Genomic DNA, 17,944 nt, shown 5'->3' on the forward strand with positions numbered 1-17,944 from the left:
AGCGGAATCTGTCCCTCCCGCTGGGCCCGGTAGGCCTCCGGGTCTTCCTTGCGCTGGAACGATGCCTCGATGATCGGGGTTGCGGTCAGGCCGGGAGCGACGACGTTCACGCGGATGTTGCGTGAGGCCCACTCGATCGCTGCGCCCTTGGCGAGCATGATCAGGCCGCCCTTGGCCGCAGAGTACAGGACCTCTTCGGGCTTGCCGACGATGCCCAGCCGGGAACCGACCAACACGAACGAGCCTCCGGTAGCGGGCATCAGCGGCGCGAAGTGCTTCATCACCAGGAATGAGCTCAGCAGGTTGCTGTGGAGCGTGTTCTTCGCGTCCTCGTAAGACATCTCGGTCAGCGGGCCGCTGACCTGCAGGCCGTGGTTGAGGACGACGACGTCGACTGTGCCGTAGGTCTCGGCGGCCTCGCGGGCGAGGCGCTCGACGAAGGCCTCGTCGTTCAGGTCTCCGGGAACGTAGAGGTCCGCGGGTTGCGCGCTGTCGATCTGCTCCTTGCGCCCGGTGAGCAGCAAGCGGGCTCCCTCACTGCGGAACTGGGAACACACCGCCTGCCCGATTCCGCTGTTGGCACCGGTCACCAGAGCCGTGACTTTATCAAGCCTCATGTCAGACACTCCTTCATGGGATAGAAGATATAGGTCAACTCGTAGATGGGATTTGTTAGGAAAGGGGAGTGCGGGAGATCAGCGAGGCATAGGAATTGAGGTCGATGTTTCCGCCGGTTGCGATTGCTGCAGCCCTTGAGCCAGCGAGCTTTTGTCTGTGCTCAAGGCGCGCGGCACTGGCAGCGCCGCTGGGCTCAACCAGGGGTTTCCGTTCTCTGCCAGCCACGGCCTCGATGAGATAATGAATCTTCGGAGACCGTAATGCCGCAGCCGCAAGGATCTAGGCTTGGTGTGCTTTCGGGCTGCGGTCAGGTGCCATGGCGCAGAGCCAGCGGGAAATGATTGGCCAACTCGTCCCGGAACCGGTCGATGTCGCCCTCCAAGGCAATATCAGCCAATCTCTGGTGTTCAACGGCAACATCATGCAGATCCTCATAAGCGCGATGGTCGGCCGCCAGATAGAGACGCAACCTTGTCTCCCAACTGTTCCAGAGACTTCGCAGCACATCGTTTCCTGAGAAGTCGTAGAAAAGACCGTGGAAGCGCAGGTGCGCATCAATGCTTGCCGGAATGTCGTTCTCATCCGCGGCTCGGTGGAGCTGCTCCATGATTTGCAGCAACATGGGCCGCTGTTGCCCGCGCAGAGCTTCGAAGGATAGTTGAGCAGCGTACGGTTCGAGGAGGAGACGCAAGGCTGCCATGTCCGAGATCTCACGAGGGTCGACCTTTGCCACGAATCTCCCTCGGAAAGGGACTTTTACGACGAGACCCTCCTCCTCCAGCCTTGGCAATGCCTCGCGCAACGGCGATCGGCTTATTCCGAGGTCCTCGGCAATTTGGACTTCACGCAACTGTCCACCGGGAGGCAGCGTTCCGTCGAGGATCGCGGCCCGCAATACGCCATAGACCCCTTCCGGAGTAGTGCTCCGCTGCGATGGCCACGTCAACTTGGTCTCCATCTTGCCTCCTTAGTCGATGTCGATTCTAAATGTGTTTGCCCGTTAACTCTTTGTTCGGCTGAAGCGGAAGTCTACGACCTGGCCGATGCCGCTGTTGGTGCACGTAACCAGGGCAGTGACCTTCCCGAGTCTCAATGACAGACACTTCCTACATGGGGTTGCTCGCGTTCTTCATCACTTCAGTGATCCGAAGGGCCGGTTATCAGTCCGGCATAGGCCTGGAGGTCTATGTTTCCCCCGGTTGCGATCGTCACGACCTTTCGTCCTTCGAATTCGCTGCTGTACTCGAGGAGCGCGGCGTTGGCGACGGCGCCGCTTGGTTCGACCACCAGTTTCCCGTCCTGGGCCAGCCACCGCATTGCCGAGACTATGGACTCTTCGGAGACTGCCAGGACGTCATCAACGAGGGCTGTGATGTGTGCCCAGGTCAGCTCACCCACCGCGGCCGATCGCAGGCCGTCTGCGATAGTGCGCAACGTCATTTCCCGCGACCACACTGTCCGTTCGCCTTTGGCATACCCTTCCGCAAGGTCTGCGGCGAGTTCCGGTTCGACCGCAATGATCCGTACATCCGGTCGCAGGCTCTTGATGGCGCTGGCTACACCGGCGATCAGGCCGCCTCCGCCGACTGGCACAAGCACCACGTCGACGTCGTCGGTCTGCTCAAGCAGCTCAAGCCCCGCGGTACCTTGCCCGGCAATGATCAGGGGATCGTCATACGGAGGAACGAGGGTCAATCCTTGAACTTCCGCCAGATAGTGGGCATGCGGTACGAACTCGTCGGGATGCCGGAGCACAACGGTGGCCCCCAAAGCTCGCGTGACATCAACCTTGAACTGCGGGGCCGTATGGGGCATCACCACCGTTGCGTCGACTCCGGCCCTCCGGGCCGCGTAGGCCAGAGCCCTGCCGTGATTGCCTGCCGAATAGGTCACAACGCCTCGGTCGCCTGCGGTTCCGCTGAGCGCGGCCACTGCGTTCATGGCGCCACGAAACTTGAAGGAGCCTGTGTGTTGAAGGGACTCGGCTTTGACCCATGTCGGCTCACCGCTTGCCGGATGGAGCACTTGCAGGACCGGCGTCCGGAGACAGGCGTGGCTGATGCGCCCCTGCGCCTCGCGAACGTCGTCCAGGGTGACCAGCTTCGTTTCTTGGAATTCGGTCTTGTCCATGTCTTTCCTCTCGTGAACCATGATGCACTCTCAAAGCCGGCTGGACGGGCCAAGTCGAGACGGCCCAGGGCGCGCGGATTTCAATAGGGGTCCGTCTACCCCGGCATTACTTCTGTGACCGGGGCAGACGGAGTGGGAGCACTGCGCCCCTGCCTTCAGGCAGACAAAACCTGAACCTCCTAGATGCCGAGCAGCGGTGGCAGATCGGAGAGAAGCTCGATCTGCCTGAAGTTGTAAGCGGGGGTTGGGAGCTCGTAGCCCCGGTTGACGAATACCGTGTTCTTCACGCCGAGCTCCTGGGCGACCATCAGGTCGTAGCGGGGGCTGCCGGAGACGTGCAGGACGTCCTCGGGACGGCAGTTGAGCTGCTTGAACATGTACTCGAACGCCTGGTAGCGCGGCTTGTAAGCCTGGGCGTCCTCGGCCGTGAGGACCGCGTGGAACGGCGCCCCGAGCTTCTCAACATTCTTCATGACGGCGTTGTTGTCGGAATTGGTCAGGATGACCAGGGGGTACTTCGATGCCAGCGCCCGCAGCGCCTCCGGAACCTCCTCGTACGGCCCCCAGGTAGGGATCGCATCCGCGATGGCCTGGCTGTCGGACTTCCGATACGGGAGGTCGAAGCGCTCCAGGGTCTTGCGCAGCGAGTCGTGGATGACATCGGGCAGCGGCTTCCACGGACCAAGGACCTCATCGAGGCGCTGCCATTTGAAGCCGGCGATGACCGCGTCCATCTGCTCGGCCGGCACAATGTCGGCCAGCAGCTTCCGGGTCAGGTCAACGATCTGCCAGCGGATCAGCGTGCCATGCATGTCAAAGCTGATGTACTTCGGCTCGAAGTCGATCAAGGTTTCTCTCCTCCTCTATGAGACTGAACGGATATCCAGTCAGGTTGTTTACGCCCTCCACCATAGAACAATTGTACACAATACACAATAGACAGAGTTGAGTTGGGTGGCTTCGGCGTGGCAGCCATGGAAGGTGCCGAACAAGCCGGTGCTGTCCTGAACGATCGCTGGCTCGGGATTACGCAGCACGGGACCCTTCATATTGAAGCTTCAGCCGCTGGCCGGGGACAGCTTGCAACTACCCATTCCGGTGACCTGGATAGCCCTAAGCCGGACGGCAATCCATAGGCGGTCATGGTGGAATCCGATTGGGAAGCACTGGCCTCGGTATTTGGGCGTCCTTGATCCTGAGCTGAAAATCGCCGTCGCGGCCTTTCCACTGGAGGGTGAGAAGCATCCAAGACAGGACCGCCCGAGTCCCCTGCCGCTGGGGTCAGGATCTTCTCAGCTTTGGACGATACGGGACAGCGAGGACGCGACGTTTTCGCCGATGTCACTTCGGGCAGCAAAACAGGCATCAAGCGGCCCGGAATGAAAAAAGCTTCTTGAGTACGCCGAGGAGGGCGACACCGTCGTTGTTTGGCGTGTCGACGGCTTGGGCCGATCGTTGATTGACGTAATCAACACCGTGACCCTGCGGCGCGACCGCGGCATCCAAGTCCGATCCATCTCAGACGGCATCGACCCCGCGACTCGACGGGTCCGCCTGATGCTCAACATGCTCGGCGACCCTCGCCGAGTGTGACCATGAGCTGATCATCAGCGGTTCAACGCATGCATTGCCGCCGCCAAGGCACAACGGGACGCGTTTTCGCCGCCCGATCTCGGATCCGGCCGTCATGAATTGCGGTAACGGCGGGCATCGTTCCTCACCTCGCCTGCCCAGCCTCTTGAGTTAATCGGTCCTCACTTCGCTCGGGCTGTAGAGGCGCTTTTCTGCTTTTTTTGCTGCTGTCCTGCGGATCGTACGTGCCCGCTCCACCGGCTCAACCGTCCTGCGGACGGCTGCACAGCCGATGCCTTGTGTCGGCGTTTCGCTTATTTCCTCCCACAATCCATCCGCTGCTTGCCCTTCGGGTTGCGCCGACTCCGTCGGGCACAGCTACGCGATGCTCCGCCAGCAGGCAAAAACAACCGGGGGAGAGGGAAAGCTGGCCGGTCACCAAGGCCGCCCCCGCCCCCGCGCCAGTGAAAGGAAGACCAGAGCGCCCCAGCCGTACCCGGGAATGACGGTAGGCAGGGACCCTTGCCGGTAGCTATCCGGACGGGAATCCTCGTTGACAACATGATTGAGATTCCGTCGGCGGTTTCTTCCAACCCGACTGCGCCGTCCGCTGAGGCGTTCACTTATTCGATGAACGTGGGCAAAGCGCGCAGGAGTAGGCTTGCTGCATGGCACACGTTAACGATCGAGCAGTGATTGAACGCCTTATGCGAACGAAGGGGACGTGGGCCATCGTCGGCCTCAGCACGAACGAATGGCGCTCCGCCTATGACGTGGCCCTGTACGTCCGTGACCGCATGGGCATGGAGATCATTCCCGTGAACCTGCGCGGGGACGATGTCCACGGGGAAAAGGGGTACCGCTCCCTGGCCGACATATCGCCGGCGAAGCACCCGATCGACGTCGTGGAGTGCTTCGTGAACTCGCAAAAGGTCGGGCCGGTCATTGACCAGGCAATCGCCATCGGCGCCAAGGCAGTCTGGCTGCAATTGGGTGTTTTCGATGACGCCGCCGTGGAGCGTGCAAAGGCCGCCGGGCTGGACGTCGTGGTGGACTCGTGCCCTGCCCGCGAAGGCTGGCACTACGGGCTCTGAGACCGCTGCCGGGTCACGGTCGGGAGCAGCTTAGCGCTTCATCAGCTCCGGGTAGTGGCGCTCTGTGACATCCGGGTGCGCCCGCATCCTTCCCTTGAGCATGTTCAGCCCGAACGAGGCGAGCATCGGGTTGGACGGGTCGTCGGAGATGCCGCGGGCCTGCGCCTTGAGTTCTGCCGGGAGCGGTACCGGATCGATCACCGCATCGAGACGTGGCGACCAGAAGAACGGCACAGAGTAACGGTCCACCCCTGGCGGCGGCGCCTTCACACGGTGGATCGTGGCGGCGAGGTAGCCCTCGGTGGCCACCTCCAGCATTTCGCCGAGGTTCACCACCAGGGCTTCGGGGATGGGCTCCACCGGCACCCACTCGCTCGCGCCCGGCGGCAGTACTTCCAGCCCGCCCACCTCATCCTGCAGGAGGAGGGTCACAAAACCGTAGTCCGCGTGTGAGCCGACGCCCTGCTCGCCGGCCTCCTCGACGACTCCGCCGACATAGTGGACCAGTTTGCCCATCCAGGCCGGTGAGTCCCGGAAGGGTTCATCAAAGTAGTCTTCCGGCAGCCGGAGGGAAACGGCGATGGCGCGCATCAGTTCCGCCCCCACTTCCGCCATAAGCCCGGCCCACGCCATCGCCGCCGGCTTCAGCTCAGGCAGTGACTCATCCGGCCACAGGTTCGGGCCCTGGAGGAGCCAGTACGGCCGATCGGGAGGATACTCCTTTACCGGTTCGCGGTCGGGCGAGTAGTCGATCTGTTCGCGCGCATCCGCCCTGCCCTGGGTCACTTCCGTGCCCATCCGCGTGTAGCCGCGGAAATGGGGCGAGAGTCGGTTGTCCAGCTTCATCCGCTCCTCGAGGGGCAAATCAAAGAAGCGCTTGATCGTGGCCAGCAGCTCCCTCGCCTGGCCGGGTGAACCTCCGTAGCCGGTGACCTGGAAGAAGCCGACCCGGTGCGTGGCATCGCGGAGCTTGTCTATGAAGTCCGGGCTGAACGATCCATCGGCCTGGCGCGCCGCGCCAAGGTCAAGCACGGGTATGGTCTGCTGACCTGCTGCCATGCTCGCAGACTAGCACCGGAGGGAAAGGCTTTGTAGGCTCGCTCCATGAATCCAGCCGAATTGAGGGAAATCTGCCTGTCGTTTCCTGGCGCGTTTGAGGACTTCCCGTTCGGACCGGAAACGTCGGTTTTCAAAGTCCGGGCGGCCGTTGCGGGAGGCGCCAGGCACGAGGCCAAGATGTTCGCGGCGTCCACTATGGATCCGGATGACTGGTCCGTGAGCCTGAAGTGCGAACCGGCCCTGGCCGAACAGCTGCGGGCCGTGCATCCCGAGATCACCGGCGCCTGGCATATGAACAAGACGCACTGGAACGGCGTCCGGCTGGACGGCACACTGCCGGACGACATGATCCGCGACATGGTGGAGGACTCCTACGACCTCGTGGTTGCCTCGCTGAGCCGGAAGCAGCGTGAGCAACTCGGATGGGCCAGACTGGTGGGCAATGACTGAAAGACGCCTGGCGCAGGGTGAGCTCAACTACCCTGGGATCGGCTCCACCCAGGGCGGGATGCCCCCTGCGGGGTTCCCTTGCCTTGTCACGCAGACGTATCTGGGAGAGGGACACGCGACGTACCGCCGGGTGGCCCGCGGTATCCTCTCCTGGGAGCTGCAGCGCCGCTCCGGGCTGAGGGTCCGCACCGAGTCCGACGCCGTGGTTCCCGGCGCACGCGTGGTGAGCGGCTTCGGCGTCGGGCCGTTCCGCATCAACGCACCCTGCGAGGTGGTCTGGGTGCGGCAGCCTGCGCCCGGCGCCGGGCCGCAGTCGGCCGGCTTTGCCTATGGAACACTGCCCGGCCATCCCGAACGGGGTGAGGAAGCCTTTGAAGTGGTGATCGACGAACAGCAACGTGTGTTTCTCAAGATCACAGCCTTCAGCAGGCACTCGAACTGGTTTTACACCGCAGGCGGTTTGCTGGCCAGGGCGGCGCAGCGGCACATCACTTCCCGATACATTGAAGGGGCACGGCAACTCGCGACCGGTGAAAGCTGATCAGGAGACGGTACATGCTGGACCAAAAGACCCTTGACCGACTGTGGGATTTCGACAACCCCGGGCTGTCCGAACGGCGGTTCCGGGAAGCGATGGACGACCAGAAGTACGACGCCGACGAAAGGGCGGAGCTCGCCACGCAGCTGGGCCGGGCGATCGGGCTGCAGGGCCGCTTCGAGGAGGCCGATGCCCTGCTGGACTCGATCGACGGCGAAGACGAACCCACCATCGGCATACGCATCATTCTCGAGCGCGGACGGATCCTGAACTCCAGCGGTCACCCGGCGATGGCGGTTCCGCTGTTCGAACAGGCCGCAGAGCTGGGCGACCACCTGGGGGAGGAGTTCCTCGCCGTGGATGCCCTTCACATGCTCGCCATCGCCGATGCTGACCACGCGGAACTGTGGACCCGGAGTGCGCTTGAGTACGCTTCCACGGCCCATGACCCAAGCACCAGGCGCTGGATGGTGGCGCTGCACAATAATCTGGGCTGGGCGCTCCATGGCGCCGGCCGTTTCGCCGAGGCGCTCGTGGAGTTTCAACTGGCCGAGCAGTGGGCGGACCGGGTGGGAACGCCGGCCCAGCAGCAGTATGCCCGCGATGCCATCGCAGAATGCGAGCACGCCCTCGCCGGCTGACGCCGCTAGCATGAGGGCATGTGGATCGGATGGATTGAGTTCGACATCCTCCTTGGCGATGTTCACAGCCTGAAGGAGAAGCGTTCCGTGGTCAGGCCGCTGCTCGCGGAACTGAAACGCCGCTATGACGTCTCCGTGGCGGAGGTGGGGGACCAGGACCAATACCGGCGCACCCGGCTCGGCGCCGGCCTCGTCGCCGCGGACCGGGCCCACCTCGTGGAGGTGCTCACCGCCGTCGAACGCTTTGTGGCCGCCCGCCCCGAAATGGACCTGCTCAGCGCGCGCCAGCGCGAAATCCACAGCGAGGACTGATCGACAGGTTAAGCGCGAACGGACACTTGTGGCCCCAAGGGGCTACAAGTGTCCGTTCGCGCTTGGTGCCTGACGGCTTAGCCGAAGTACTTCGGCAGGGTTGCCTCGTGGGCTTCGCGGAGGGCGTCGAGCGGGAGTGCGTCCACGCCGTTGATCTCCAGCTGGCCGCTGGCCGCGTCCACCACGCCGATGCGGATGTGGGCGAAGCCGCGGGCGGTGCACATGTCCGTGAAGCGGACTTCCTCCGAACGCGGGACGCCCACGAGGGCGCGACCCTGGGACTCCGAGAACAGCGCCGTGAACAGGTCGATGCCGTCGCGGTCCAGAACATCCTGCAGCGCGATCCGGGCACCGACGCCATAGCGGAGTGAGGACTCCACGAGAGCTGCCGCGAGGCCGCCCTCGGAGAGGTCGTGCGCGGAGTCCACCATGCCGTCGCGGGAGGCGTTGATCAGGATCTCGCCCAGGGCGCGCTCGGCCGCCAGGTCAACCTTGGGCGGCAGGCCGCCAAGGTGTCCGCGCAGGTTCGCCCACTCCGAGCCGTCCAGCTCAGCGGCGGTCGTGCCCAGCAGGTAGATGGCCTGGCCGTCCTCGCGCCAGCCCGAGGGCGTGCGGCGCGCGACGTCGTCGAGCTTGCCCAGTACAGCAACCACCGGGGAAGGGTGGATCGGCGTCGTGCCGGTCTGGTTGTACAGCGAGACGTTGCCACCCGTGACAGGGATGCCCAGCTCCATGCAGGCGTCCGACAGGCCGCGAATGGCCTCGGCCAGCTGCCACATCACGTCAGGATCCTCGGGGGAACCGAAGTTCAGGCAGTCGCTGACGGCCATGGGCACGGCGCCGGAGGTGGCCACGTTGCGGTAGGCCTCGGCGAGTGCCAGCTGGGCGCCCTGGTACGGGTCCAGGTAGGTGTAACGGCCGTTGGCGTCGGTGGCCAGGGCAACGCCCAGGCCGGTTTCCTCGTCCACCCGGACCACGCCGGCGTCGTCCGGGAACGCCAAAGCCGTGTTGCCGCCGACATAGCGGTCGTACTGGTCCGTGATCCAGGACTTGTCGCACATGTTTGGCGAGGAAATGAGCTCGGTGACGGCGGCGGCCAGTTCCGCGGGGGCGGAGGGACGGCCGGTGTCCTGGACGGAGCCGGTGAAGGCGTCGGCCTGCACGGCGTCCTGCCATTCCGGGCGGGCGTACGGGCGGTCGTAGACCGGGCCGTCGTGGGCCACGGTGCGCGGGTCCACGTCGACGATGACCTCGCCGTCCCAGGTGATGATCAGGCGGCCGGTGTCGGTCACCTCGCCCAGCCAGGAGTACTCCACGGCCCACTTGTCCATGACCGCTTCAAAAGCGGCGACGTTCTCGGGGGTGACCACGGCCATCATGCGTTCCTGCGACTCGGACATCAGGATTTCGCCCGGGGTCAGCGTGGGGTCGCGCAGCAGCACGGAGGTCAGTTCAACCTGCATGCCGCCGTCGCCGTTGGAGGCGAGCTCGGACGTGGCACAGGAGATGCCTGCAGCGCCCAGATCCTGGATGCCTTCCACCAGTGAACCCTTGAACAGCTCAAGGCAGCACTCGATCAGGACCTTCTCGGCGAACGGGTCGCCCACCTGGACAGCGGGGCGCTTGGACGGCTTGGTGTCATCGAAGGACTCCGAGGCCAGCACCGAGGCCCCGCCGATGCCGTCGCCGCCGGTGCGGGCACCGAACAGCACCACCTTGTTGCCCTTGCCGGAGGCGTTGGCGAGGCGGATGTCCTCGTGGCGCATGACGCCGACTGCCAAAGCGTTAACCAGCGGGTTGCCCTGGTAGACCGAGTCGAAGACCATTTCCCCGCCGATGTTGGGCAGGCCCAGCGAGTTGCCGTAGCCGCCGATGCCGGCGACGGCGCCGTGGATAACGCGGGCGGTGTCAGGGTGGTCGATGGCACCGAAACGCAGCGGATCCATCACGGCCACCGGGCGGGCGCCCATGGAGATGATGTCGCGGACAATGCCGCCGATGCCGGTTGCGGCGCCCTGGTAAGGCTCCACGAACGACGGCGAGTTGTGGGACTCGATCTTGAACGTCACGGCCCAGCCGTCGCCCAGATTGGTGACGCCGGCGTTTTCGCCGATGCCCACCAGCATGTCCTTCTTCATCTCGTCCGTCACCTTTTCGCCGAACTGGCGCAGGTGGTTCTTGGAGGACTTGTAGGAGCAGTGCTCGCTCCACATGACGGAGTACATGGCCAGTTCGGCGCCCGTGGGGCGGCGGCCCAGGACCTTCACGACCTCGTCGAATTCGTTCTGCTTCAGGCCGAGCTCGGCCCAGGGGAGTTCGGTGTCCGGGGTCTTGGCCGCGTTCTCGACAGTGTCGATGTTGAACTTCTTGCCGACGGTTTCAGCTGAGGTGGTCACTTGGCGCCTCCCACAATCTTGTTCAGTACGGAAGTGAAGAAGCCCAGGCCGTCCGTGTCGGTCCCGCCGATGCCGTCCAGTGATTGGGGGCCGAAGCCCTGCTCCACTGCGTGCTCGGGGTGCGGCATGAGGCCCACCACGTTGCCGGCGGCGTTGGAGATGCCGGCGATGTCGCGGCGTGAGCCGTTCGGGTTGAAGCCCACGTACCGGAACACGACGCGGCCTTCAGCCTCGAGCGCGTCCAGCGTCTTGTCGTCGGCGATGTACTGGCCGTCCTGGTTCTTCAGCGGCACCGTGATCTCCTGGCCCTCGGCGTAATCGAGGGTCCAGTCGGTGCGGCTGTTCTCGACGCGCAGCACCTGGTCGCGGCACATGAACTTCAGGTGGTCATTCTTGATCATGGATCCGGGCAGCAGGTGCGACTCGGTGAGGATCTGGAAGCCGTTGCAGATGCCGAGCACCGGCAGCCTGGCATCGGAGTTGGCGGCATCGATGACCTTGGACATCAGCGGCGCGAAACGTGCGATGGCGCCGGCCCGGAGGTAGTCGCCATACGAGAAGCCACCGGGAATGATGACGGCGTCCACGTCACCGAGTGACGTGTCGGCGTGCCACAGCGAAACGGGTGTGCCGCCCGCGAGTTGGACTGCGCGCGCAGCGTCGCGGTCATCGAGCGTGCCGGGGAAGGTGATGACGCCGATCTTCGCGCCCGCGAGGCTGCGGGCATCTGGAGCGCCGGCGACTGCCTCGCCGATCAGGGGGAGTTCAGTCATCTCAGGCCTCGACGACCTCGACGTTGACGACGTCCTCGATCACCGGGTTGGACAGCAGGGTCTCGGCAGCTTCCCGGGCCTGGGCCAGGATTGCTTCGGTCACCTCGCCGTCGACGGTCAGTTCGAAGCGCTTGCCCTGGCGGACAGAGCTAAAGCTGGTGAAGCCCAGGCGGGGGAGTGCACCCACGATGGCCTTCCCCTGCGGGTCCAGAATCTCGGGCTTGGGCATGACGTCGACAACGATCCGGGGCATCCGGTAACTCCTGTGCGTGAGCATTGGGTAAGGGCGCAGCGGAGTGGTGCCGTCTCACGCCGTTCGTCTGCGGCCTTCTGGCACACATGGCACAACATGGACGGGCGCTCCGCGAGCTTGCCTGCCCATTCTACCGGCCGCAGCGGCGCAAGCCGTATTCGGGCCCCGTGACGCTGGCCTCCTGTGAAGGCCGACGCCGGCTCTGGCCCGCCGTCGGCCCCGTCAGTAGGATTGCGGAATGGCTGAGAAACCGAAATCCGTAGTGTTGCCAGTGGTCGTTGCCGCCGTATTTGCGGGCCTGGGGAGGATGGTTCTGCAAAAGATCAAGGCGGACCGCGCCGCCAAGCAGAACCGCGTTGCAGGTCCGGTCGACGAGAAGACCCGCCAGTGGATTAGTGACGTGGTCCGCACTCCGCGCCAGTAGCGCTCCAGGCAGGCGCCTTCGGATCCGCGCCGGGTCCATGGAGGGCACAGCGGGCGCCCCTCCAGGGTGCCCGCTTCCGTCATTTAAGGCCCTGTTGATCTGAGTGACAATTTTTAAAAAGTGGTTTGTGACGTATGTCATAAGTACCTGCCAGTAGGTACTGTGGGGATCGGCTGACCTTGGGGGAATCGACAGGACCTGTCAATCTCGCGCGGCTTGGCCGCATGAGCCTGGCAGCGCAGCCGGGACCGTTCCTTATGAAAGGTTCAAATCACTCGTGAATTCCGCAGGAAAGAGCTTCTTCCGAAGCCGGGGGGCCAGGAAAGCAGCGGCACTGTGTGTCGGTCTGCTTATGCTCCTTTCATCCCCCGCCACATCGCCGGCTGTCGCCGCCCCGACCCAGGGCGTGACGCAATTGGGGGAGCACAAGACCATTGATCCCAAGGACTTCCAGGCGGGGCGCTACATCGTGGTCCTCACTGACAAGCCCGCAGCCACGTACGACGGCGGCACGCCGGGACTGCCGGCCACGAAGCCGCGGTCGGGCCGGAAACTCGACGCCAACCGCCCCGAAGTGCGGAAGTACCGGGCGCACCTTGAAGCGAAGCAGACAGCATTGGCCCAAAAGGAAAACGTGCAGATCCGGCACAAGTACACTGCCGCGCTCAACGGCTTCAGTGCCACCCTGACCGCAGACCAGGCCGTGAACCTCGCCAAAAAGCCTGACGTCCTCACCGTCGCCCCGGACAGCCAGCGGGCGCCGGATTACTCCACCACCGACTTCCTCAAGCTCAGCGGCCCCAACGGCACGTGGAATACACAGTTCGGCGGCCAGGAAAACGCGGGCAAAGGCGTTGTGGTCGGAGTCATTGATTCCGGTTACACACCATCGAGCGCCTTCTTCGCCGGAGGCGAGGTGCAGCCGCTCAGGGGGGAGCCGCAGGTCGGCGTCCCCTACCGCACCGCGGGCGGCCGGATTGCCATGCTGAAGTCGGACGGCAGCACCTTTGAGGGCGAGTGCCAGAAAGGCGAAGGATTTAATGGCAGGGCCTGCAATTCCAAGGTCCTGAGCGCCCGCTACTTCTCGGAAGCTTTCGAGGACACCGTGGCCAAGAAGGACCGTGCACCGGAAGAGCTGATTTCCCCGGTCGACGTCGGCAGCCACGGCACACACACCGCCAGCACCGCCGCCGGCAACCCCAACGTCGAGACATTCGTCGACGGCCGGAGCTTCGGCATCACCGGCGGCATTGCCCCGGCCGCCAAGCTTTCCATCTACAAAATCTGCTGGGAGGACAACGACCCCGCCACGGGAGGCTGCTACACCTCCTCGTCCATCGAAGCGATCGACCAGGCGGTGCTGGACGGCGTTGACGTGCTGAACTACTCCATCTCGGGCACCACATCCACCACGACGGACCCGGTGTCCCTGGCGTTCCTGTCGGCAGCCTCGGCCGGCATCTTCGTTTCGGCGTCGGCCGGCAACTCCGGGCCCGCAGCCAGCACCGTCAACCACGGTGAACCCTGGGTCACGACGGTTGCGGCGAGCAGTTTCTCCCAGGAACTGCAGGGCACGGCTGAATTCTCGGACGGCAGCAAGTTCCGCGGCGCCAGCATCATGAACCGCGAGGTTACCGGCGCCGGGGTGGTCCTCGCCGCTACTGCAGGGTCCGGGCAGGATCCCGCCCCGCAGCTGTGCGGTCCGGGTTCCCTGGATCCGGCGAAGATTTCCGGCAGGGTAGTGGTTTGTGACCGCGGCACCTATGACCGCGTAGCCAAGAGTGCCGAGGTGGCCCGCGGCGGCGGTGCCGGAATGATCCTGGCCAACGTGACCAGTTCGTCCCTCGACGCGGACAAGCACTCTGTGCCCACCGTGCACGTAAACCCTCCTGCCACGGAGAAGATCAAGGCCAAAGTAACCGCGAACCCGGCCATTACGGTATCGCTCGTGAACAAGGACACCACCGGACTGCCGGCCGAGGCGCAGCCGCAGATCGCCGGCTTCTCTTCCCGCGGACCGCTCATCGCCACGGACTCTGATCTCCTCAAGCCTGACGTCGCGGCCCCGGGCGTTGCTGTCCTGGCCGGCGTTTCGCCCATCGGTGCCGGCGGTGACACCTTCGGGTTCATGTCGGGGACGTCCATGGCGGCGCCCCACGTTGCCGGATTCGGCGCCCTCATCCTGGGCAAGAACGCCCATTGGTCTCCGGCTGCTGTGAAATCGGCCATGATGACCACGGCAAGTGACCTCAAGCTCGCAGACGGCAGCAAGAACACGGATGTCCTCGCCACCGGCGCCGGGCAGGTCGACCCGGCCCGGATGCTGAGCCCGGGACTGGTTTACGATGCCGACGGCGATGACTACCTGCGGTTCATCCAGGGGACCGGGGTTGACCTGGGCATTCCGGACCTTGGCAGCACCAGGTCCCGTGACATGAACGTCCCGTCCTTCTCCCTGGGCAACTTGGCGGGCAGGATAGAAGTCACACGTACGGTGACGGCGCTGACCGCCGGCGTCTACCGAGCCAAGGCCAGCGTGCCCGGTGTCAAGGTGACGGTCACGCCGTCCATTCTGTCCTTCAACGCTCCCGGCGAAAAGCGTACGTTCAAAGTTTCCTTCGAGAACCAGAGCGCCACGCTGGGGCAGTTCGCCATGGGCTCGCTCACCTGGGAGGGGGCGAACATGAGCGTGGTCTCGCCGATCGCGGTGCGCCCGCAGTCGGTGGTGGCTCCCAAGAACGTTGCCTTCAACTCCATTGGAGGCAACGGCTCCGGAGATGTCAGCATCGTCTCAGGCACCAATTCGCCTACCAACGTGACCCTCGACGGGCTGTCCAAGGCTGATTCTTCGGCCATCGAACTGGTTCCCGGACCGTTCAGGTACACGACTGACGCCTCGAACTTCGTGAAGACCGTCGAGGTTCCGGCCGGTGCCCCGCTGGCCAAGCTGTCCGTCTTCTCGGCCGATGAAAAGGCTGACTTCGACATGGTGGTCATCACGCCGGGCAACCAGGCGATTGTCGCGGCCACTGCATCGGCCAGTGAAACGGTGTCCATCGCCAACCCCGCACCGGGGACCTACCGGATGCACGTGAATCTGTACGACAGCCCGGGCAGCCAGGCCACCAAGGCATCTGTGGATGCCGCGGTCCTGGGAGCAAACGTTGGAAACGCAACGGTAGCCCCTGACCCCGTGCGCCTCGACAACGGCAGATCCGGCAACCTGGCGCTGTCGTGGCAGAACCTGGCACCCGGCTCGTACATCGGCCGGATCACGTTCGACGGCGCCAGCGCACCGACCTTCGTCAGCGTCGTGGTGACACCGGGCGCCGTCGCCGGCGTTCCACCGGCTTCGGAAGATCCGACGAAAAAGAAAGACCGGGGAAAGGTCCATAACGAGGACCTGACACGGATTCCGGATAACTCCATCTAGGAAGGTCCCGGAAGCGGGTTCCCTTGGGGACTCCCTGGCAGCAGTGGCCGGCGGTGCATGCCGCCGGCCACTGCTGCTTTTGGGACTCTGTTGTTTTAACGCGCCCCTGTTGTCTTAGACTGCACCGGTGGACCCGGAAACCCCACCCAGCAGCGGAGCGAGTGCGTGCCAGCGCGCAATTTCGCAGCCGTCTGTCAGGGAGAACCGGGAGTGCACCTGCCGGTCACCGAACGTTCCGGTGACCACGGCCACCTGCGGGCCACCGTACTGCTGGGTGCAGAGCATGGGAGGTCCCGGAACGGGAAAGAAGATCCCTTCCCCGAACCGTTCGACGGCGGCAACCGCCCCCGCAGGGTCCGGCAGATTCGATTCCGGGGGATGTCCCGGCCGCCGGGCCAGGCTGAAGGTCCGCTCCGGACCTCCGGGCGTCTCGGTCAGGGTGACGGTCAGGTCCAGGTCCAGGTCTGAATCCGGGGCGGGGGCACCGGCACCGGCGCCGGCGCCGGCGTCGGTCACGGCTGGCCTCCTGAAGCGTCCGCACCGAGGTCCTCGAAGAGAGGAGCGAGCGCCGCCAGCAGTCTGCCGCGCAGCATCTGAGCCTCTGCGGCGAAGGCACGCTGCTGCTCAACGTAGGTGGCCTTGCCTTCTGCCGTCTCAATCCTGATCGGAGGATAGCCCCAGTCGGCGAGATCATAGGGAGACGCCTGCATGTCCATGGCCCGCACCCGCCATGAAAGTTCAAAGCAGTCCATCACCAGTTCGCTTGGCAGTGCGGGCGAAAGCTTGTAGGCCCACTTGTACAGGTCCATGTTGGCGTGCAGGCAGCCGGGCTGTTCCATGGCCCGTTGGTTCTCCCTGCTGGGCGTGAGTTCGTTCAGAGGAAGCGCATCCGGCGTGTAGAAACGGTACGCGTCAAAATGCGAACACCGGATTCGGTTCTCTTCAACCACCTTGTCCGTGCCGGCGCCGCCGAGCCGCAGCTTCAGGTATTCGTGCCGCAGCTCAAACTTGTCTTGGCGGTACACCATGGCCCATTCGTGCAGGCCAAAGCAGCCGAACTGCGCCGGACGCGCAGCGGTGCCGGCCAGGATGATCCGGGCAAAAACGAGGGCGTCGCGTCGCGCGGCCACAAACGCCGGGCGGTCGAAGGTGACCGCGGTGCTGCCGGGTGGCAGGCCGCGCAAGGCGAGCTCGCCGGCGTCGAGCGCGCGGTAGAACTTCCATGTGCTGCGCGGGCCGGCTTCCGCTCCGGCGAGAATGACGCCGTCACCGGGATGCCAGCGCAGCAATTGGCCGGGTTTTTGCGTGTAATAGGTGAAGAGGAAGTCCTCCACCGGGTGCTTCCTGCCGGCGGAGCGCCGCTCAAGGTACGGATCGGCGTAACGGCGTACCCGTTCGGCATGGGCGGCTTCGCGGTCCCGCCAGTCGGCAGCCGGGAGAACGAGTGGTTGATCCTGCATCTCGAGCGTTACGTCGGGCACGGACCTAAACTGCCCCACCGGCAGACCCCAGGATGTCCTTGGCGGCGTTCCAGGCGCCTATTTCGCAGCCGTTGCGCAGCATGAAAGTACTCTCCACGGGGGTGCCGTCAACAGCTCCCGTGACCGTGGCCACCTGGGGGCCCCCGTACTGCTGGGTGCACGAAACGTCCTTGCGCGGGCCGGGTTGGTTCAGGACGGCAGGATTCTCCTTCAAGGCGGCACAGGCCGCGGCGGCACTCGGATGCTGGCTTTCGGCCACCGGGGCGCCCGCCTTGCAGACGAGTGTGTAATTGACGGCGGTTCCGTCCCGGGAGGGTTTGACGGCGATGGAGAGCTCGGCATCTCCGGTTCCGGGCCCCGAAGGCAGCGGAGCGGGCGCGGACGGAGCAGGGGCAGGCACTGTCGTCTCGGCGTCCGGGGGTGTGGTGGCCGGTGCTGTGGTACCGGGCGCAGATGTACCGGGTTCAGAGGTGCCGGGTGATGCGCTCGTGGCCCCGGGGCTGGGCTGCCCTGTTCCGCTATCCGGGGTGCAGGCAGCCAGGCCGCCCAGCGCTCCGAGGGCGAGCAGCACAGAAATGAATTGCTTGCGCATGCCGGGTCTCCTCAAGTTTTTCCCATTCTACCGTCGGCCCATCCGGCGGTCCGGAACGGCCTGGTAACGGTGCCCGGCAATCGCTAACGGAAGGGTATCGATTCTTAGCGGCGTCCGCGGTATCTTTCTGACATTGACGGGTGCGCGGCTACAACCAAAGAGTGATGACGCCTAGGGG

Annotated in this window: 19 protein-coding genes; 8 read left to right on the forward strand and 11 right to left on the reverse strand. The window is 64.6% G+C overall.

What is annotated here, in order from left to right; all coding sequences use genetic code 11:
* From ACIP90_RS13285 to ACIP90_RS13300, 4 genes are all read right to left on the reverse strand, one after another.
* On the reverse strand, positions 1-617 hold a 617-nt coding region (locus ACIP90_RS13285; RefSeq protein ID WP_400579793.1), incomplete at its 3' end, for an SDR family NAD(P)-dependent oxidoreductase.
* Between the two features lie 308 nt (positions 618-925).
* Positions 926-1,576 (reverse strand): GntR family transcriptional regulator, encoded by a 651-nt coding sequence (locus tag ACIP90_RS13290; protein ID WP_400579794.1) that lies wholly within the window; start codon positions 1,574-1,576, stop codon positions 926-928.
* A 179-nt stretch (positions 1,577-1,755) separates the two neighbouring features.
* Complete coding sequence (locus ACIP90_RS13295; protein ID WP_400579795.1) at positions 1,756-2,748, reverse strand: threonine/serine dehydratase; 993 nt, start codon at positions 2,746-2,748, stop codon at positions 1,756-1,758.
* Positions 2,749-2,927: 179 nt separating this feature from the next.
* The gene (locus ACIP90_RS13300; RefSeq protein ID WP_400579796.1) at positions 2,928-3,596 is read right to left on the reverse strand and encodes a haloacid dehalogenase type II; all 669 of its coding nucleotides are present in this window, start codon (positions 3,594-3,596) and stop codon (positions 2,928-2,930) included.
* 595 nt (positions 3,597-4,191) lie between these two features.
* Here ACIP90_RS13300 and ACIP90_RS13305 point away from each other — a divergent pair.
* Entirely contained in the window at positions 4,192-4,341 is a 150-nt protein-coding gene (locus tag ACIP90_RS13305) for a recombinase family protein (RefSeq protein ID WP_400579797.1), read from the forward strand.
* A gap of 647 nt (positions 4,342-4,988) precedes the next feature.
* Entirely contained in the window at positions 4,989-5,414 is a 426-nt protein-coding gene (locus ACIP90_RS13310; protein WP_400579798.1) for a CoA-binding protein, read from the forward strand.
* Between the two features lie 30 nt (positions 5,415-5,444).
* On the opposite strand, the gene ACIP90_RS13315 is transcribed toward ACIP90_RS13310, so the two are convergent.
* The gene (locus tag ACIP90_RS13315) at positions 5,445-6,473 is read right to left on the reverse strand and encodes an isopenicillin N synthase family dioxygenase (RefSeq protein WP_400579799.1); all 1,029 of its coding nucleotides are present in this window, start codon (positions 6,471-6,473) and stop codon (positions 5,445-5,447) included.
* Between the two features lie 45 nt (positions 6,474-6,518).
* Here ACIP90_RS13315 and ACIP90_RS13320 point away from each other — a divergent pair, with 45 nt between their 5' ends.
* From ACIP90_RS13320 to ACIP90_RS13335, 4 genes are read left to right on the forward strand one after another with little or no spacing between them, the layout of a single operon-like run.
* Positions 6,519-6,923, forward strand: a complete 405-nt coding sequence (locus ACIP90_RS13320) for an MmcQ/YjbR family DNA-binding protein (RefSeq protein WP_400579800.1) — start codon at positions 6,519-6,521, stop codon at positions 6,921-6,923.
* Positions 6,916-7,464: a DUF1990 family protein gene (locus tag ACIP90_RS13325; protein ID WP_400579801.1), complete on the forward strand. Its 549-nt coding sequence runs from the start codon at positions 6,916-6,918 to the stop codon at positions 7,462-7,464. Before ACIP90_RS13320 ends, ACIP90_RS13325 begins: the two co-directional genes overlap by 8 nt.
* 14 nt (positions 7,465-7,478) lie before the next feature.
* Entirely contained in the window at positions 7,479-8,102 is a 624-nt protein-coding gene (locus ACIP90_RS13330) for a hypothetical protein (protein ID WP_400579802.1), read from the forward strand.
* An 18-nt stretch (positions 8,103-8,120) separates the two neighbouring features.
* Positions 8,121-8,414, forward strand: a complete 294-nt coding sequence (locus tag ACIP90_RS13335) for a DUF503 domain-containing protein (RefSeq protein ID WP_400579803.1) — start codon at positions 8,121-8,123, stop codon at positions 8,412-8,414.
* A gap of 77 nt (positions 8,415-8,491) precedes the next feature.
* Here ACIP90_RS13335 and purL read toward each other — a convergent pair whose 3' ends face one another.
* The 3 genes from purL to purS are packed head-to-tail and all read right to left on the reverse strand — an operon-like array spanning position 8,492 to position 11,836.
* Complete coding sequence (gene purL, locus ACIP90_RS13340) at positions 8,492-10,810, reverse strand: phosphoribosylformylglycinamidine synthase subunit PurL (RefSeq protein WP_400579804.1); 2,319 nt, start codon at positions 10,808-10,810, stop codon at positions 8,492-8,494.
* Positions 10,807-11,583 (reverse strand): phosphoribosylformylglycinamidine synthase subunit PurQ, encoded by a 777-nt coding sequence (gene purQ / locus ACIP90_RS13345; protein ID WP_400579805.1) that lies wholly within the window; start codon positions 11,581-11,583, stop codon positions 10,807-10,809. The genes purL and purQ overlap by 4 nt, the downstream gene beginning before the upstream one ends.
* Before the next feature lies 1 nt (position 11,584).
* Positions 11,585-11,836 carry a phosphoribosylformylglycinamidine synthase subunit PurS gene (gene purS / locus ACIP90_RS13350; RefSeq protein WP_400579806.1) on the reverse strand — a complete coding sequence of 84 codons (252 nt, stop codon included), beginning with the start codon at positions 11,834-11,836 and terminating at the stop codon, positions 11,585-11,587.
* Positions 11,837-12,074: 238 nt separating this feature from the next.
* Here purS and ACIP90_RS13355 point away from each other — a divergent pair, with 238 nt between their 5' ends.
* Together ACIP90_RS13355 and ACIP90_RS13360 are read left to right on the forward strand one after the other, a co-directional pair.
* Positions 12,075-12,260, forward strand: a complete 186-nt coding sequence (locus ACIP90_RS13355; protein WP_400579807.1) for a hypothetical protein — start codon at positions 12,075-12,077, stop codon at positions 12,258-12,260.
* Positions 12,261-12,612: 352 nt separating this feature from the next.
* Entirely contained in the window at positions 12,613-15,693 is a 3,081-nt protein-coding gene (locus ACIP90_RS13360) for a S8 family serine peptidase (RefSeq protein WP_400579808.1), read from the forward strand.
* A 114-nt stretch (positions 15,694-15,807) separates the two neighbouring features.
* Here ACIP90_RS13360 and ACIP90_RS13365 read toward each other — a convergent pair whose 3' ends face one another.
* From ACIP90_RS13365 to ACIP90_RS13375, 3 genes are read right to left on the reverse strand one after another with little or no spacing between them, the layout of a single operon-like run.
* Positions 15,808-16,209 carry a serine protease inhibitor gene (locus tag ACIP90_RS13365; protein ID WP_400579809.1) on the reverse strand — a complete coding sequence of 134 codons (402 nt, stop codon included), beginning with the start codon at positions 16,207-16,209 and terminating at the stop codon, positions 15,808-15,810.
* Positions 16,206-17,153 (reverse strand): 3-methyladenine DNA glycosylase, encoded by a 948-nt coding sequence (locus ACIP90_RS13370; RefSeq protein ID WP_400580040.1) that lies wholly within the window; start codon positions 17,151-17,153, stop codon positions 16,206-16,208. The genes ACIP90_RS13365 and ACIP90_RS13370 overlap by 4 nt, the downstream gene beginning before the upstream one ends.
* A 25-nt stretch (positions 17,154-17,178) precedes the next feature.
* Positions 17,179-17,766 (reverse strand): SSI family serine proteinase inhibitor, encoded by a 588-nt coding sequence (locus tag ACIP90_RS13375; RefSeq protein WP_400579810.1) that lies wholly within the window; start codon positions 17,764-17,766, stop codon positions 17,179-17,181.
* Positions 17,767-17,944: the final 178 nt, after the last annotated feature.

The sequence above is a fragment of the Arthrobacter sp. NPDC093139 genome (assembly GCF_044754165.1).
GTDB lineage: Bacteria > Actinomycetota > Actinomycetes > Actinomycetales > Micrococcaceae > Arthrobacter.

Excerpts from the sequence above, each read along its gene's own strand:
- ACIP90_RS13290 (WP_400579794.1), bottom strand. The coding sequence starts at position 1,576 with ATGGAGACCAAGTTGACGTGGCCATCGCAGCGGAGCACTACTCCGGAA.
- ACIP90_RS13295 (WP_400579795.1), bottom strand. The coding sequence starts at position 2,748 with ATGGACAAGACCGAATTCCAAGAAACGAAGCTGGTCACCCTGGACGAC.
- ACIP90_RS13310 (WP_400579798.1), top strand. The coding sequence starts at position 4,989 with ATGGCACACGTTAACGATCGAGCAGTGATTGAACGCCTTATGCGAACG.
- ACIP90_RS13315 (WP_400579799.1), bottom strand. The coding sequence starts at position 6,473 with ATGGCAGCAGGTCAGCAGACCATACCCGTGCTTGACCTTGGCGCGGCG.
- ACIP90_RS13320 (WP_400579800.1), top strand. The coding sequence starts at position 6,519 with ATGAATCCAGCCGAATTGAGGGAAATCTGCCTGTCGTTTCCTGGCGCG.
- ACIP90_RS13325 (WP_400579801.1), top strand. The coding sequence starts at position 6,916 with ATGACTGAAAGACGCCTGGCGCAGGGTGAGCTCAACTACCCTGGGATC.
- ACIP90_RS13330 (WP_400579802.1), top strand. The coding sequence starts at position 7,479 with ATGCTGGACCAAAAGACCCTTGACCGACTGTGGGATTTCGACAACCCC.
- ACIP90_RS13335 (WP_400579803.1), top strand. The coding sequence starts at position 8,121 with ATGTGGATCGGATGGATTGAGTTCGACATCCTCCTTGGCGATGTTCAC.
- purQ (WP_400579805.1), bottom strand. The coding sequence starts at position 11,583 with ATGACTGAACTCCCCCTGATCGGCGAGGCAGTCGCCGGCGCTCCAGAT.
- purS (WP_400579806.1), bottom strand. The coding sequence starts at position 11,836 with ATGCCCCGGATCGTTGTCGACGTCATGCCCAAGCCCGAGATTCTGGAC.
- ACIP90_RS13355 (WP_400579807.1), top strand. The coding sequence starts at position 12,075 with ATGGCTGAGAAACCGAAATCCGTAGTGTTGCCAGTGGTCGTTGCCGCC.
- ACIP90_RS13360 (WP_400579808.1), top strand. The coding sequence starts at position 12,613 with ATGCTCCTTTCATCCCCCGCCACATCGCCGGCTGTCGCCGCCCCGACC.
- ACIP90_RS13370 (WP_400580040.1), bottom strand. The coding sequence starts at position 17,153 with ATGCAGGATCAACCACTCGTTCTCCCGGCTGCCGACTGGCGGGACCGC.
- ACIP90_RS13375 (WP_400579810.1), bottom strand. The coding sequence starts at position 17,766 with ATGCGCAAGCAATTCATTTCTGTGCTGCTCGCCCTCGGAGCGCTGGGC.